Raw genomic sequence first — 14,777 nt, forward strand, 5'->3', positions numbered from 1 at the left:
CCCGCATGCGGTACGCGGTGGATCCCCGGGGGCCCAGGTCCTCCTGGCGCCAACGGGCTTCGAATTGTCCCCGGGGCACCTCGATTGGCGGACCGGTCCCGGCGAATCCGGCGCGGATTCCCTGATGGCGCGATGGGTGTTTCCCGACGGATCGGGGGGAAGCACCGGAGGCCGGCGCGCGTCGGCGGATCCCCGGGAGATCCTCACGATCTTCGGATACGGCCCGGAGGTCTCCGCCTGCCAGATGGTGGCCGGCGTGGCGGGGGACCTTCTCCTTGCCCTGCCCGGTAGTTCCGGGCCGCGGACCGCTCCCTCCGCATTCCTGGTGATCCGGGGAGGACGGGCCTTCGAATACCGTCCCGGCCCATCCGGGACGGCCCGCTTCCGCCTCGCGGAGGTGCGCGACCCCTCCGGCGGCAGCCTGACCTTCACTTACGGTCCCAACCAGGTGGATTTCCTGGCGGCCGGGGACGGCACCCGGGTCCGCGTGGCGCTGGCGGGACGGAACCCCACCGCCCCGGTCCCCGCTCTCGCCAGTTCGGTCACGGACCCGCAGGCGCCCTCCCAGGCGTTTCTCGATACGGAAGCGCGCCTCCACATCACCTATGAAGGGGCGGGGTCCCTGGCCAGCTACACGGTCCTGGCCATGACACACCCGGACGAGGAGTCAGGCAAGGCCCTGGATGCCTTCCGCGATGGCCTTCAGGTCACCCACGTGCAGGATGAGGCCACCGGCGAATCCATCCGCATCGGTTACGGCAAGGGTCCGACCGTCGAACACCCGGGTCCCCTCGGGACGCTTTCCTTCGCCCCCACGGTCCTGACGGACATCACTTCCGACCATTGCGCGCTTTCCATTGATTGGGAAGCCGCCCCGTGGCAGCGTCCGGAGCCCGGCGAGGGCCCGGCTTGGCGATTCTGCGCCACGGCGGTCCGGAAGCGGGAGGGTGCTGCCGCCGAGGAACCCAGCCGCCATTTCCGGCATTTCGCGCTCGGTCCCGGCGCCCCCTGCCAGACCCATGTCAGGAACCGCTGGAACCTTGGGGACCTGGCCGGCGACGGCGATGGACCCATCCCCACCTTCGAACTGGACAGCCAGACGCTTTCCCTCGTACCCGTTCCTGGCCAACTGACGCGGTGGGTCCGCATGCAACCGGGCGACCCCGGAGATCCCCCTGATCTCCACACCCTCGGCCGCCCCGGGCTCCGGGGAGGCGCGTTCCGCCAGCCTCTTCCCAAGTGGCCCGGAGGCATCTCCTATGACCCGGCCAAGGGAGAAGCGACCATGGAGGCCTTCTCTGGACGCACGCCGCCCCTGGGCGCCTCCGGCCGCGTGATGCAGCCCGGCGAAGCCCTGTTCCACGGCCCCGGCCTCCTGGCCCAGGAAATCGCGAAGAACCAGCAGGCCATCCAGGAAACCAGCCAACGAACCGCAGCCTTGATGGGGGCGGCCGTCCCTCAAGCGCTCTCAAGCGCCATGATGGCGCAGGCCCAATGGGACCTTCGGAAGGCAAACCTGGATGAGATGTTCCGAAACCAGCAACGGGCCCAACAGGCGGCGATTGAAAGGGCGAAGGAGGCGCATGCGAGGCAGGTCCAGGAGGCCATCGCGGCACCGACAGTCCCCACCCACCCATCGAATCTCGAAACGATCGAATACCTTCGCCCACTCGCGACCTCGACGGGAGGCAAGGAGGGTTCGGCCCTGGTCCTGATCTGGGACTGGGTGGGACTGGGAGTGGTTGGGCCGTCTCATTCCGTGGGTCATGCTGCTTTGGCAATAAAGGGTTCCAGCAACGAATGGAAAATAATTCAAAGCCAATTCCCCCATGAACCTGGCGGCGTCCCCAAGCCTCTTGGCCCGAATGTACTGATTTCACGTCCGAGTGACCTTATTCGAGAGGAGGGCGGCCGAAAGCCGGAAAGCGCTTTCCTGGTGTCAGTTCCTAACCTTGGGGGTCTGATAGGGGGGGCGATGGCCGATCTGGGAAAGGGTCAGTGGTTCATGAACCCGCCTTTCATGGGAAATTCGACCAACTGCGCCCATGGCATCATCCTGAGCCTACGCGATGGAGGGGTGTCCCTGGGCGGCATGTGGGCGAACCAGACCCTTATCATCCCGGGAACACCTTACACGCCGCGTGACCTCCGAACAGCCCTGGCGAGGGAGGCCGAATTCAATGTGATCCACCCGTACAAAATTCATCACAAAAACGAGTTGGTTGATGAAATCGACTGGGGAAGGTAGGTATGCAAATCCCATACGTTCTGCTCCTCGGCAGTTCCCTTGCATTGGCTGGCGCCGTCCCCTCAGAACCCATGGGGTTGGGATCTGGCCAGCGCGGTCTGATCTTCACAAGGCTCAACGCTCTGGATCCACAGGACAAGACGTGCACCATCGTCATCGCCTACAACAGGAACCCTGGCTTTCCAGTGGTTTCAGGGTATTTGCAGAATGATCCCCTGACCGTAACCCTCCATCGGGAGACGCTCACCCCTGAATTTGAAAAGACGCTTCCACCCAAGTTCTGGTCAGGATGGTTGTCACTCGGCCTCTTCTCCTTCGACACCGACGCCGCCTTCGACGGCCGGGATCTCTACCGCATCGAGAAGGGCCACATCCGCATCTACCCGTACATCGCCCAGCAGGAGGCGAGGAAGCAGTACGGGCTCAGGGAGAACGAGATCTTCCTCGGTGCCTTCGACGGCAAGGTGTTCTACTGGGTCAAAGGGCAGCCCAGGGCGGTGTACTTCCGGGCGGGAAACCAAATCCGCCGGTTCCAGCTCGGCAAGCGGGTCACGGAGCCTTTGGGGATGGCCAGGGGGGATCCGAAGGGGGACCTGGCCCTCTATACCGTGATGCTGCCTTCGGGCTGGTTCTCCACGACCCCGAGGACCCTGGGGTGGTTGGTTTTGGACCTGAAGGACGCCCAATAAAGGGCTAAATATGCCAAGAAAGCCCTATCTCTGAGCCCCTTTGAATGTCCTTTTCGCATCTTCGTTCAAGTTCTCTCCTCTTCCATCGGCGCCATCAGTTAGGCTGACGGCATGCGTCTGGAAAATCGCTTGGCGCATGGGTACAGAAGGCTCGCAGAGGAACGTGAAGAATGCGGAAAGAATCGACCCCAATCCCTTCAGGGGACACCCGTGACCCCTTCCATCTCCACCCGGTCTGGGACCGCCGGATCCTCCCTTTCGCCTGCGGTTGTGGCATGGCGGCATCGCTGTTCTGGTCCGCCTACCTGCGGCGGGGCCAGGGTTTCTGGCTCCCTGCGGGGGTGTCGGTGGCGGGCCTGCTGGTCCTGGGCCACTACTTCCTGATCAGCCGGTTCTTCTCCTGGCGTGAAATGATCCGGGAGGACGACAAGGTGGTCCTGATGGCGGGCCGGCTTCCCTTTGGCCTGGCAACGCGGTTCTTCATTAAGGCTTTTCCCCCCATCCGGGATGGCAGCCTGAAAATCCCCTTGGGGTTCATTCGCTTGGAATGGCTTGGCAACCAATTGCTCCTGCACGGCCATCCCCGGGGCGACGTCTGTCTGGCCCGTGGCCGGAATGCCCGGCTGGCCGCGGAATGGCTCCGGGCGCAGGGGGTGCCGGAGCCGACGGGCCCGCCCCCGCCGTGATCCGGCCATGGGACCGAACGATCCGGCCCGATGCTATGGTTGGGTATCCACTTCCATGGCGAGTCCCATGCAACCTCTTCCCGCGCTGGAACCCTGTCTCGATTGCGGCACGCCGCTCCACGGCCGCTTCTGCTCCCGGTGCGGGCAGCCCCGGCAGGACCGGGACCTGCGGCTGAGGCACGTGGTGGGCGAGGTGGTCGCGGAGGTCTTCAGCCTGGACAACCGCATCCTGACCTCCCTGAGGCTGCTCTTCCTGCGGCCGGGCCAGCTCACGCTGGAATACTTCGCGGGGCGCAGGGCGCGGTTCCTGCCTCCCTTCCGGCTCTACGTCTTCGTCAGCTTCCTGCTGTTCCTGCTCCTGGGCTCCGGTCCCTCCTCGGTCGCCACCCAGGGAAAGGCCGAGACCAACATCGTGATCAACCTCGGTGATGACGCCGGGAAGCAGAACCCGGCCATGCAGGAGAAGGCGGGGCGCCTCAAGCGGGGCATCGAGAAGGCCGTGGAGAACCCGCGGGCGTTCAAGGCCGCCCTCCTGGTTTGGCTCTCGCGGGTGATGTTCCTGCTGCTCCCGGCCTTCGCGGGGCTCCTCTTCCTGTTCCACCCGCGAAGCGGCACCTACTATGTGGAGCACGTGATCTTCTCGCTGCACTTCCACACGTTCGCCTTCAGCGTGTTCCTGGCACAGGGGCTCCTGGGCCTGGTTCCCCTGGGCTGGGTGCGCCTTGCGGGGGGGCTGCTGACCCTGGCCCTGCCGGTCCACCTGTGCCTCGCCCTGAAGCGGGTCCACGGGGGCCCCGGCTGGAAGCGGCACCTCAAGGGCATCGCCCTGACGGCGATCTACGTCGTCGTCGTGGGCGCGGCGCTTCTGGGCGTCGTGCTCTGGGTGATCACAAGGAGCCTGTCCACGTAACAGGGGGCCCCTACGTATCCCTGAGGCGCTCGTCCGAAGCCCCCACCACCGTGGCGCTGTTCACCAGGAGCATGGGGAAGTGGCTCTCCTCCTCCACGGGGGCGTCGTGGGCGCCGAACCTGCAGTTGCGCAGCACCAGGAAGCCGTCGTGGTTGGCCAGGTAGTCCGAGACCCGGATGTCCTCCTCGATGGCGAGGCTGCCGGTGACGGTGCCGCCTTCCAGGAGGAACGAGACGCGATGCACATGATACTGGGCGGTGGGCTCGGGCAGCTGGAGGAGGGCCAGGTCGCAGTCGGGCATCACCAGGAGGGCCTTCCCCCGGCGCAGCGCGAAGAACCGCAGCTCCATCTCGAGGTAGGGCAGGATGACGCCGGTGAGCTTGAGCATGTCGCCGGAGAGGTTCAGGTACTCCAAGAACCCGTGCATGGTGGGCACGTGGAAGGTTCCCCTGATCCAGCCGCCGGTGGTGTAGATGACGGAGGGGATGCCCCGCAGCGGGGGATGGTACTTGGTCTTGCGCGCGGGGGCGCCCTTGCCGGATTCCCCGATGGGGCGGGGCGCGTTGTAGTCCACCGTGGTGGTGACCTTGAGCATGCCCAGGAGGGTGGAGCCGGTACCGGGCTCGTCCAGCTCGATGCCGCCGCCGATGTCGCCCTTGAGCACCGCCGGGTCCATGCCGAGGGCCCCCTCGAAGGTGGCGCCCATGATGTTGGCCCCCCGGAACATGGCTCCCCGGAGGAAGGCCCGGCCGAAGTTGGCGTCGGCCAGCACGGCGCGGCGGAAATCCGTGCCGCTGCACTTGGCGAAGTGGAGGTCGGCCTTGGCCAGGTCGGACTGGGTGAAGTCGGCCTGGGAGAGGTCCGCCTGGCGGAGACTGGCCTGCACCATCTTGGCGTTGGTCATGTTGGCTTCGACCAGGATGGCCTTCTGCAGGTTGGCGTGGGAAAGGTCGGAGCCCGAGAGGTTCGTGCCCGAGAGGTCCGCCTCGTAGAGGATCGCCCGGGTCAGGTTGGTGTCCAGGAAGTGGGAGCCCTGGAGGCGGCAGGACGTCATGTCCGCCCCGCTCAGGTTCGTCTTCCTGAAGTCGATCCCCCGCAGGTCCAGACCGGACAGGTTCGCGAACTCCAGAGATACCTTGTTCTTAACGTGTTCGATGACCTCATCCCGCGTCAGTTCGGCCATGGCACAACTCTCCCCGGGTTTCGAAGCACACCGCAATATGGGGCGATTGAGTCTCTCCGTCAATGCCCGGACATGAAGGTGCGCACGGCCTGGCCCACGTTCCCGCTCTCGACCCGCAGGCTTCGGTGGCCGAAGCTCCCTTCCAGGGTCAGCGTCCGGGCCTTCAGGAGCGCCGCGAACGCGAGGGCCGGGCCGGGGGTGACGGTCTGATCGGAAGCGGCCACCACCACCAGGACCTGGGCCTTCACGGCGGCGGCCGCCTTCTCCATGGAACCGCCGAAGCCCTCGGCGATGTCCAGGCCGATCATGGCCTCGCCCTGGCGGACCTGGTCGCACGCGTCGAAGGCGGGATCCCGGGCGTACCGCGCCAGGTCCGCGTCCACCTGGGCCCGGGTGCCGCCGGCGTTCACCTGGGCCGGGGTGCCCAGGGTGAGGTTGGACAGGCCCGCGCGCAGGGCCCGGGCGGGATTCTCCGCATAGTCGCCGCCCTGCCAGCCGGCGTCGCCGGTGATGGCGAGGTTCATGGTGCGCCACAGCAGGACGTCGTAGGGGGCCAGGCGCGGGGAGCCCAGGATGGGCACGGCCCTGTCCATGAAGTCCGGGTAGGACACCAGCCACTGGAAGGTCTGCATGCCGCCCATGGAGATGCCCATGACCGCCCGCAGGTGGCCGATGCCCAGGACCTTGAGCATCCGGCGCTGGCTCTCCACCATGTCCCGCACCGAGATGCGCGGGAACCTCATGCGGGGCTGGCGGACGCTGTTGGACGGGGAGGTGGAGACCCCGTCGGCCAGTGCGTCCACGAGGATCACGAAGGCGCCGGGACAATCGAAGACGCGCCCCGGACCCACCTGGCCCAGGAGCTCCCGGGTGGTCCCCCCGTACCAGGAGGGGACGAGGACGGCGTTGGACCCGGCGGCGTCGAGCTCCCCGAAGGTGCGGTAGCCCACGCGGCAGTCCTGGAGGACTTCGCCGCTCGTCAGCGGCAGGTCGCCGATGGAAACGAACTTCTGCTCCTGGGCCGCGCACCCGAAGGCCAGGACGAGGAACGCCAGGAAGGTGCGCAGGTGGATGGCCATGGGGCCATGATCCCACATCCGCTCAGATCCTGCCGGGCTCCAGGTCCAGGTTCAGCCTGACGCGCTTGCCGTCGCGCAGGACCTCCAGCTGGAGACGCCCGCCGGAGGGTTCCGCCTCGGCCAGGTCCAGGAGGCGGTCCATGTCCTTCACAGCCGCCCCGTTGACGCCCACGATCACGTCGCCCAGGGCGTAGCCCCGGCCCTGGCGGGTCAGGCCCCGCAGCCCGGCCCGCTCCGCGGAGCCGCCCTGCCGCACCCGGCCCACGATGACCCCGGGCGGCACGTTGATGGAGGCCGCCCAGCCCTCCGGGAGGGGGTCGAAGCCCAGGTCGACCCGCACGGGCCGGCCCTTCGAGATGAGCTGCGGGACGATGCGGTTGATGGTGTCCACCGGCACGGCGAAGCCGATGCCCGCGGAGCTGCCCGAGGTGCTCTGGATCGCGGTGTTGATGCCGATGAGCCGGCCCGCGCTGTCCAGCAGGGGGCCGCCGGAATTGCCGGGGTTGATGGCCGCGTCGGTCTGGATCACGCCGGTGATGCGCCGGCGGGTGGCGCTCTGGATCTCGCGGCCCAGGGCCGACACCACGCCGGTGGTGAGGGTCTGGTCCAGCCCGAAGGGATTGCCGATGGCCATGACCCCCTGGCCCACCTGCAGGTCGGCGGACGTGCCCAGGGGCAGGGGCCTCAGCTTGGCCGAGGCGCCGTCCTGGAGCAGGAGCACGGCCAGGTCCTTCTCCGGGGCCACGCCGATGACCCTGGCCTTGTGCCGGCTGCCGTCGGCCAGGGCCGCCTCGACCTCCTGGGCGTCCTGGATCACGTGGTAGTTGGTGACGATGTGCCCGCCGGAGTCCCAGATGAACCCCGAGCCGGTGCCGGTGGGCACGGCCTGCACGTCCAGGGAGAAGAGGTCCTGCTGGTAGGCCAGGCTGGTGAGGTAGACCACGGAGGCGCGGGCCTCCCGGAACCGGTCCACGACGCTCTGCTCGGCGGCGGGCAGGGCGCCCCGCGGGGTCACCGGGCGCGGCGCGGCGGGGCCCCTCGCAGCCCCCTGGCCGGCGCACCAGCCGATGACGAGGCCCGAGGCCAGGATGAACAGGATGGCTGCGGCTTTTCGCATGGGGTTCCCACCTTGCATGGCCCCATCATACCCTGGGGCGGCGCCCCAGGACGCCTTCCACGCCCCGGGCCAGCTCCAGGACCGAGGCCGGCTTCTGGATGAAGTGCACGCCCTCCTCCAGTACGCCGTGGGGATCCAGGATGTCGGCCGTGTAGCCGCTCATGAACAGCACCGGCAGGCCCGGCCTGCGGTTCCGGATCCACTCGGACAGCTCCCTGCCGTTCATCTCCGGCATCACGACGTCCGTCAGCAGGAGGTCGAGGTTCCCCTGGAAGGCGCCCTCGATCTCCAGCGCCCTGGCGGCGCCCTGGGCGGGGAGCACGACGTACCCCAGCTGCTCCAGGAGCATCCGGGTCGCCACCAGGACGGTGGCCTCGTCCTCCACCAGGAGGATCGTCTCGCCGTTGCCCGTGGGGATCGCCGGGGCGGAGTCCCCCCCGGCCACGTCCTCCGGGCCCAGGTGCCGGGGCAGGTAGATCCGGAACCGCGCGCCCTTCCCGGGCTGGCTCTCCACCAGGATGAAGCCGTCGTTCTGCTTGACGATCCCGAAGACGGTGGCGAGGCCCAGGCCGGTGCCCTTGCCCAGGGGCTTCGTGGTGAAGAAGGGCTCGAAGATGTGCTTGAGGACCTCGGGGTCGATCCCGCAACCCGAGTCGGCCACGGAGAGCGCCACGAATTCGCCCTCCACCGCCTCCGGGTGCTCCTGCAGGAAGTCCTTCCCGACGCGGACGTTCTCCAGGCCGATGGTGACCCTTCCCACCCCGAGGATGGCGTCCCGGGCGTTGACGGCCAGGTTGGCGAGGATCTGGTCGATCTGGGAGGGGTCCATGCGGATCGGCCAGAGGCCCTCCTTGCGCATCCAGGCCAGGGTGATGTCCTCGCCGATGAGCCGGCCCAGCATCTTGAGCATGCCCTGGATGGTCTCGTTCAGGTCCAGCACCCGGGGCGTGATGACCTGCTTGCGGGCGAAGGCCAGCAGCTGGCGGGTGAGGTCCCCGCTGCGCCTGGCCGCCTTGATGATCTCCCCGAGGAAGGAGTGGAAGGGCTTGGAGCCGGGCATCATCATGGCCACTTCCGCCTGCCCGAGGATCACCCCCAGCATGTTGTTGAAGTCGTGCGCGACCCCGCCGGCGAGCCTGCCGATGGACTCCAGCTTCTGCGCCTGGGTCAGCTCGCCCTCCAGCCGCCGGTGCTGCTCCTCCGCGGCCCTCACGTCCGTCACGTCCCGGTCCAGGCCCCGGAAGCCCTTCGAGGTCCCGGCGTCGTCCAGGAGGGGGGTTCCGGACGTGAGCACGTGGCAGAGCGTCCCGTCCTTGCGCACCTGGGTCGCGGGCAGGTTCCGGTAGCCCCTGGCCTCGGAAAAGAGCCGGAGATACCGGGCCTCCATCCCTTGGCGCTCCCCGGCCGGGAAACCGTCCAGCACGGACCGTCCGGCCATCTCGGCCGGGCTCCAGCCCAGCACCTTGGCCACGCTCTCCGAGGCGTAGGTGTAGCGGCCCTCCCGGTCCATCTCCCAGAACCAGTCCGAGGAGGCGCTGGCGATGTCCTGGAAGCGCTTCTCGCTCTCCACCAGGGCCATCTCCATTCGCTTGCGCGAGGTGTTGTCCGTGTGCGCGATGACCACCCCGCCCCCCGAGTCGCCCAGCGGCGTGACGTACATGGTGAACCAGCGCTTGTCGTCGGGGGTGTCGCAGGGGTATTCAAGGGAGAACCGGGGCAGCCGGCCTTCCAGGACCGCCAGGATGCCGTCGAGGGCCTCCCGGGCCCCCGGCGCGCCCTCCTGCGCCCCCTTGCGGCACGCGGCCAGGTAGCTGTCCCCCACGTCCCCTCCGGGCCCCGCGCCACCGGCCCTGCCGAACGCCCTCCACGGGGCGTTGACCGCGAGGATCGCGCCCCGGGGGTCCAGCACCGCCAGCTGGGCGTTGACGGAATCCAGGATCGCGCGGTTGAAGTGCTCCATGGACCGGACGGTCTCCAGGGCCTCGACGCGCTCGGTGATGTCCTGGCAGAACACGAAGCAGCGCCCGCCCTCCATGGGCGAGTAGGAGGCGACGACCTCCACGGGCCAGACTTCGCCGGACCGGGCCCGGTGGCGGGTCTCGAACCGGACCTGCCCCTCGGCCAGGATCCGCCGGTAGGACTCGTCGGCCCCGTCCGTGGCCAGGTCGGGGACCCGCATGGCGAGGAGTTCCTCCCGGCCGTACCCGGAACGCTGGACGTAGGCCTGGTTCACCAGGATGATCCGCCAGTCCCCGTCGGTGACGAAGCACCCGGCGGGCGTGGTCTCCATGAGGCCGCGGTAGAGGGCGTCCAGGAGCTGGCGGGAGTTCTCGCTGACCCCCAGGGCGCGGTGGGCGGCCATGTCCTCCTCCAGGGCGGCCTGGAGCTCGGCGGTGGCGGTGGCCTCCCGGGCCCGGGACCGCAGGAGGGCGCCCGCGAGGACGCTCACCAGGCCCCCGCTGGCCAGCAGTATGGTGAGCTGGGCCAGGTCGAAGGGGCTGGCGACGGCCAGGGAGTGCGCGGGAGGGAGGAGGAAGTAGAGCAGGAGCAGGCCGGAGAGCCCCGTGGCCAGGAGACCCGGGCCCATGCCCCCCAGGAAGGCGCTGAAGATGATGGGCAGCATGAACAGGATCATCAGGGGGCGTTCCCCGAAGGCCTTTTGCAAGGTCAGCCGGAGGCCCAGGGTGGCCGACGTGGCGAGGGCCGCGAAGACGTAGGCCCGCCAGCCGCCCAGGTAGCCGCCGAGGCGGTCCCGGGGATCCTGCCACGACGCGCTGGGGCCCTGAAGGCTCATGTACGTTCCGGAAGACGAGAGCTGAACTATAGCATCGTTCCCGGGGGCGGCCCGGAACGACGCGCTCCCCGGATTTGCGTTAGGCTCGGGAAGGGAGTCAACCGTGAAACACCCCGTCCTAGCCTTCCTCCTGGCCGCCGCCGTGCTGCCCGCCGCCACCCCCCAGCAGGAGCTCCGCGCCGCCCTCGAGGCCCGGTTCCTGGGCGACCGCACCGGGGTCACCGTCGCCGCCGCCCTGGTGGGCGACGCCACGGCCGAGGCCATCGTCTCCGCCGACGCCCTGCACCCCGCCAGGCTGGACGCGCACACCGCCTTCGAGATCGGCTCGGTGGCCAAGACCATGGCCTCCGCCCTGGTGGCGGACCTCATCCTCAAGGGCGAGGCGTCGCTGGACGACCCCCTGTCCAAGTACCTGCCCAAGGAGGCCAAGGTCCCCGACTTCGAGGGCCGGCCCATCACCCTCGCCCACGTCCTCACCCACCGCTCCGGCCTGCCCTCCCTTCCGGGGCGCCTCCGGCCCGAGGACGACTCGAACCCCTTCGCCTCCCTCACGCCCGCGCAGCTCCTGGGTTCGCTCGAGGACGTCAGGCTCGACGCCGCCCCGGGCACCCGCTACCGCTATTCCAATTTCGCCATGATGCTGCTCTCCGGCGGACTGGCCCGGCGCGCCGGCCTGGACTACGAGGCCCTCCTCGCCAGGGACGTCTTCAAGCCCCTGGGCATGGAGGACGCCCACATCCGCCGCACCGGGCGGAACGAGGCCCAGGGCCACGCCTCCAACGGGCGCCCCGCGGGGGCCTGGGACTTCCCGGTGGAGATGGCGGGCGTGGGCGGCGTGCGCGCGTCCCTCGCCGACATGGTCCGCTACGTCGAGGCCGAGCTGGGCAGGCGCGAGTCCCCCATCACCGCGGCCATGAGGAGGACCCAGACGCCCCTCGAGGCCTCCATGCCCCCCGTGGCCATGAACTGGATGATCGTGACCGTCGCGGGGCGGAAGATCCTCTACCACGAGGGCGCCACCGGCGGGTTCTCCAGCCTCGTGGCCCTCGATCCCGACCGGCGCCGGGGCGTGGTGCTCCTGGCGGACACCTCCCTCTCCAACCTCGGGGGCCTGGTGCCCATGGGCCTCTCCCTTCTGGACGGCAGTGTCCCGTCGCCCGGGTTTCCCCGCCGTCCGGTGCCCCCGGGCAGCGGCCTCCTGGAGGGCATGACCGGCCGGTACACGCTTCCCGGCGGGACGAAGATCGCGCTCTGGACGAAGGACGGCGGCCTCGTCGCGCAGATCGAGGGGCAGCCCGCCCTGGACCTGGGCTTCGACAGCGCCGGCGACTTCTACGCCCTGACCCTGGACGCCGTGCTCCACCCCGTGCGGGGCACGGGCGGATACAGCTTCTTCCTGCGCCAGGGCGGAGGCCAGGTCAAGGCGGAGCGGGTCCTGGCCGACCCCATGGACGAGGCCGCGCTCCAGCGCCTGGTCGGGAAGTACCGCGCCTCCGACGACTTCACCGTGAAGGTCACCCGCCGGGGCACCCTCCTCTACGTGCAGGGCACGCATCAGGCCGAGGTGCTGGTGGAGCCTGTGGACAAGGACATCTTCCAGGCCCCGGGCGCCGGCGCCGAATTCACCTTCACCCGGGACGGCGCGGGCAAGGTCGTGGCCCTCGTCATCAGGCAGAACGGGCTCACGGTGAAGGCGGAGCGGCGCTGACCGCCACCGGCCCCGTGGGCACCAGCGGCCTCCCCGCCTCGGCCGTGATGGACAGCTCGGCGGGCCAGGGCGCGGCCAGCCAGCTCCCTTCGAGGATGGCGATCGCCTTGCCCTCCCGGTCGGGATCCGGCAGCACCACGGGGCGGGGGCCGAACCACAGGACATAGTGCTTTCCGGCGGGGGGCGCCGGGAAGCGGGTGAGGGTGAGCACGGCGGTCTCCCGGCCCGGGACGCCGCGGAAGGCCGCGTGCTGTGCCGTCTCCGGCTGGGAGGCCAGGCCGGGGGGAATCAGCTTGAGGATCCGGAGGTGGCTGTTGGCCAGCACGTCCAGGGCCCGGGCGTCCCGTGCGCGCTGGCGCTGGCCGACGATGACCGCCGGCACGCCCAGGACCACCAGCAGTGCGGCCACCAGCGCGCCCAGGCGCAGATAGAGGCCCCTCAGCCCGGACCGGATCCGGGTCTTGGCGGTGCCCAGGGGCACGTGGAGCGCGTCGGCCACCATCCCGTGGGACAGCTCGGAGAAGTAGGCCAGGCGCAGCGCCCGGGCCTGGGCCTCGGGCAGGGCCGCCAGGGCCTGGGCGATGGCGCGGCGCTGGTAGTCCCGCCACAGGGCCTCGTCGGGAAGGGGATCCTGGGCGGCCAGCTCCAGGTCGTCCACCGTCCCCTCGGACCCGGGCCGCCTGGACCGCGACCGCAGCTCGTCCAGGATGCGGTTGTGCGCGATGCCCAGCAGCCAGGTGCGCACGGTCCCGCGCCCGGGATCGTAGCTTGCCCCCCTGCGCCACACCGCCACGAAGACGTCCTGGGTGATCTCCTCGGCGGCGGGGCGGTCCAGGGACTTGCAGGCCAGGTGGAACACCAGGGGGGCGTACCTCCGGTGCAGTTCCTGGAGGGCCTCCTCGTCCCCCGCGGCGATTCCCGCGGCCAGGGCGGCTTCCTCCTCCTGGGGCGTCCTGGGGACGGGCGCGATGGCCATGGCGCAGGCTCCGATCCGGAAAGGATAGCTCAGATGCGCACGGTTGGATCCACCGAGACGGAGACGTCCACCTCCAGGAGCCCTCCGGCCTCCCGCACAAGCAGGTGGCGCAGCGGAAGCCGGGCGGGTCCCTCCGTGACCCGGCCCTGCGGGTCGTATTCGCTGTCGTGGCAGGGGCAGTGGAAGCCCTCGGCGCCCGCGGCGTTCACGTTGCAGCCCCGGTGGGTGCACACCGAGGTGAGGGCGTAGATCCCCGCGGCGTCGGCCACGAGGAAGAACCGTCCCAGCTTGCGGTAGTCCCGCACCGATCCGGGCTTCATGCCCGCGCGGGTCTCCTGCGTCCGCTTGAGGGGAGCCTCCCCGTCGGGCGCGGGCTGCGCCCCCAGGACCGCGCCGCAGGCCAGGAGGCAGCAGCCCGCGCAGAATTCCCGCCGCGTGCTCACGCGGGCACCTTGGCGGCCTGAAGGAATTTCGCCAGCGCCTGCTCCGAGATCTCCTGGCGCAGGGCCGTGCCCGCCACCACGTCGCGCACCTGGCGGAACCCGAGGCCCTTGTAGGGCTGTGCGGGATCCCAGGGCACGGCGGCGCGCTTGGGCTGGGAGCCCGGGGCCGGGAGCGGGAAGATCAGGGAGGTGGCCGCGTGGTGCGCGATCCGCCCCGTGAGGCGGTGGTGCTCCTGGTGGATGTGGCCGTAGAAGACGGTGACGTTCCGGTGGTCCTTGAGCAGGGCCAGGGCGTCCTCCCCGTCGAGGGTGGCCCAGTCCCAGTCCGGGAAGAGGTCGAAGAGCGGCCGGTGCGCGAAGATCACCAGGGGCGCGTCCCTGGGGACCTTGGCCACTTCCGAGGCGAGCCATGCGAGCTGCGGCCTGCCCAGGATGGACCCCTCCTGGGAGACGTTGTCCAGGGCGATGAAATGGACGCCCTTGTGGCTGAAGGCGTAGTGGGAGGGTCCGAAGGCCTCCCGGTAGGCCTCGCCCCGGTCCTCGCCGGCGTCATGCTCCCCGGGCAGGTAGAAGATCTTGGGCGCCTTGAGCCGCGCGGCCTGGGCCTTGAATTCCGCCATGCGCTTCCGGCGGGCGTCGCCGTCGGGCGTGTCGTGGGTGAGGTCGCCCGTGAAGATGATGAAGTCCGGCTGGGGGCTCAGGGAGTTCACCGCCTCGATGGCCTTGGGGAAGGTGCCCGCGGCGTCCGGGTTGGCCTTCGGTCCCTCGAAGCCCCAGTGGATGTCCGAGAGCTGGACGAAGCAGAAGTCGTCCCCTTTCGCACCTCCGCCGCCGAACCCGGGCAGCCCCGTCGCGAACACCAGCCCGCCGACGCCCATCATCTTGAGGAACTGGTTCCTGCTCATGCCGCTGTCCATGTCCGCCTCCTCACTGATGAATACGAC

At 69.4% G+C, this 14,777-nt stretch carries 12 protein-coding genes; 5 read left to right on the plus strand and 7 right to left on the minus strand.

Annotated features, from left to right (window positions below; all coding sequences use genetic code 11):
• The first annotated feature begins 124 nt into the window (after positions 1 to 124).
• The 4 genes from RAH40_RS08735 to RAH40_RS08750 all read left to right on the plus strand — a co-directional run bounded on the left by RAH40_RS08735 (position 125) and on the right by RAH40_RS08750 (position 4,533).
• Positions 125 to 2,248: a hypothetical protein gene (locus tag RAH40_RS08735; protein ID WP_306601714.1), complete on the plus strand. Its 2,124-nt coding sequence runs from the start codon at positions 125 to 127 to the stop codon at positions 2,246 to 2,248.
• A gap of 293 nt (positions 2,249 to 2,541) precedes the next feature.
• Positions 2,542 to 2,937, plus strand: coding sequence for a hypothetical protein (locus RAH40_RS08740; protein ID WP_306601715.1), 396 nt, complete (start codon positions 2,542 to 2,544; stop codon positions 2,935 to 2,937).
• A 275-nt stretch (positions 2,938 to 3,212) separates the two neighbouring features.
• Positions 3,213 to 3,623 (plus strand): hypothetical protein, encoded by a 411-nt coding sequence (locus tag RAH40_RS08745; protein WP_306601716.1) that lies wholly within the window; start codon positions 3,213 to 3,215, stop codon positions 3,621 to 3,623.
• A gap of 67 nt (positions 3,624 to 3,690) precedes the next feature.
• Positions 3,691 to 4,533 (plus strand): DUF3667 domain-containing protein, encoded by an 843-nt coding sequence (locus RAH40_RS08750; protein WP_306601717.1) that lies wholly within the window; start codon positions 3,691 to 3,693, stop codon positions 4,531 to 4,533.
• 10 nt (positions 4,534 to 4,543) lie between these two features.
• Here RAH40_RS08750 and RAH40_RS08755 read toward each other — a convergent pair whose 3' ends face one another.
• Genes RAH40_RS08755 through RAH40_RS08770 form a run of 4 tightly spaced genes read right to left on the minus strand, consistent with a single transcriptional unit; the run spans position 4,544 to position 10,706 of the window.
• On the minus strand, positions 4,544 to 5,716 hold the full coding sequence (locus tag RAH40_RS08755; RefSeq protein WP_306601718.1) for a pentapeptide repeat-containing protein: 1,173 nt from the start codon (positions 5,714 to 5,716) through the stop codon (positions 4,544 to 4,546).
• 59 nt (positions 5,717 to 5,775) lie between these two features.
• Positions 5,776 to 6,813: an alpha/beta fold hydrolase gene (locus RAH40_RS08760; RefSeq protein ID WP_306601719.1), complete on the minus strand. Its 1,038-nt coding sequence runs from the start codon at positions 6,811 to 6,813 to the stop codon at positions 5,776 to 5,778.
• A gap of 4 nt (positions 6,814 to 6,817) precedes the next feature.
• Positions 6,818 to 7,912, minus strand: coding sequence for a S1C family serine protease (locus RAH40_RS08765; protein WP_306601721.1), 1,095 nt, complete (start codon positions 7,910 to 7,912; stop codon positions 6,818 to 6,820).
• A gap of 25 nt (positions 7,913 to 7,937) precedes the next feature.
• Positions 7,938 to 10,706: a PAS domain S-box protein gene (locus tag RAH40_RS08770; RefSeq protein WP_306601722.1), complete on the minus strand. Its 2,769-nt coding sequence runs from the start codon at positions 10,704 to 10,706 to the stop codon at positions 7,938 to 7,940.
• Between the two features lie 103 nt (positions 10,707 to 10,809).
• Here RAH40_RS08770 and RAH40_RS08775 point away from each other — a divergent pair, with 103 nt between their 5' ends.
• Positions 10,810 to 12,414 (plus strand): serine hydrolase, encoded by a 1,605-nt coding sequence (locus RAH40_RS08775; RefSeq protein WP_306601723.1) that lies wholly within the window; start codon positions 10,810 to 10,812, stop codon positions 12,412 to 12,414.
• Here RAH40_RS08775 and RAH40_RS08780 read toward each other — a convergent pair.
• Genes RAH40_RS08780 through RAH40_RS08790 form a run of 3 tightly spaced genes read right to left on the minus strand, consistent with a single transcriptional unit; the run spans position 12,389 to position 14,750 of the window.
• Positions 12,389 to 13,390, minus strand: coding sequence for an RNA polymerase sigma factor (locus tag RAH40_RS08780; RefSeq protein WP_306601724.1), 1,002 nt, complete (start codon positions 13,388 to 13,390; stop codon positions 12,389 to 12,391). The genes RAH40_RS08775 and RAH40_RS08780 overlap by 26 nt on opposite strands.
• Positions 13,391 to 13,419: 29 nt before the next feature.
• The gene (locus RAH40_RS08785) at positions 13,420 to 13,833 is read right to left on the minus strand and encodes a ubiquinol-cytochrome c reductase iron-sulfur subunit (RefSeq protein ID WP_306601725.1); all 414 of its coding nucleotides are present in this window, start codon (positions 13,831 to 13,833) and stop codon (positions 13,420 to 13,422) included.
• On the minus strand, positions 13,830 to 14,750 hold the full coding sequence (locus tag RAH40_RS08790; protein WP_306601726.1) for a metallophosphoesterase: 921 nt from the start codon (positions 14,748 to 14,750) through the stop codon (positions 13,830 to 13,832). Before RAH40_RS08790 ends, RAH40_RS08785 begins: the two co-directional genes overlap by 4 nt.
• Positions 14,751 to 14,777: the final 27 nt, after the last annotated feature.

This window comes from Geothrix sp. 21YS21S-2, from assembly GCF_030846775.1.
In the GTDB taxonomy this organism is placed as follows: Bacteria; Acidobacteriota; Holophagae; order Holophagales; family Holophagaceae; genus Mesoterricola.

What these genes read in the sequence shown, in the direction of transcription:
- RAH40_RS08735 (WP_306601714.1), top strand. Translation starts at nt 125, where the DNA reads ATGGCGCGATGGGTGTTTCCCGACGGATCGGGGGGAAGCACCGGAGGC.
- RAH40_RS08745 (WP_306601716.1), top strand. Translation starts at nt 3,213, where the DNA reads ATGGCGGCATCGCTGTTCTGGTCCGCCTACCTGCGGCGGGGCCAGGGT.
- RAH40_RS08750 (WP_306601717.1), top strand. Translation starts at nt 3,691, where the DNA reads ATGCAACCTCTTCCCGCGCTGGAACCCTGTCTCGATTGCGGCACGCCG.
- RAH40_RS08755 (WP_306601718.1), bottom strand. Translation starts at nt 5,716, where the DNA reads ATGGCCGAACTGACGCGGGATGAGGTCATCGAACACGTTAAGAACAAG.
- RAH40_RS08760 (WP_306601719.1), bottom strand. Translation starts at nt 6,813, where the DNA reads ATGTGGGATCATGGCCCCATGGCCATCCACCTGCGCACCTTCCTGGCG.
- RAH40_RS08765 (WP_306601721.1), bottom strand. Translation starts at nt 7,912, where the DNA reads ATGCGAAAAGCCGCAGCCATCCTGTTCATCCTGGCCTCGGGCCTCGTC.
- RAH40_RS08770 (WP_306601722.1), bottom strand. Translation starts at nt 10,706, where the DNA reads ATGAGCCTTCAGGGCCCCAGCGCGTCGTGGCAGGATCCCCGGGACCGC.
- RAH40_RS08780 (WP_306601724.1), bottom strand. Translation starts at nt 13,390, where the DNA reads ATGGCCATCGCGCCCGTCCCCAGGACGCCCCAGGAGGAGGAAGCCGCC.
- RAH40_RS08790 (WP_306601726.1), bottom strand. Translation starts at nt 14,750, where the DNA reads ATGGACAGCGGCATGAGCAGGAACCAGTTCCTCAAGATGATGGGCGTC.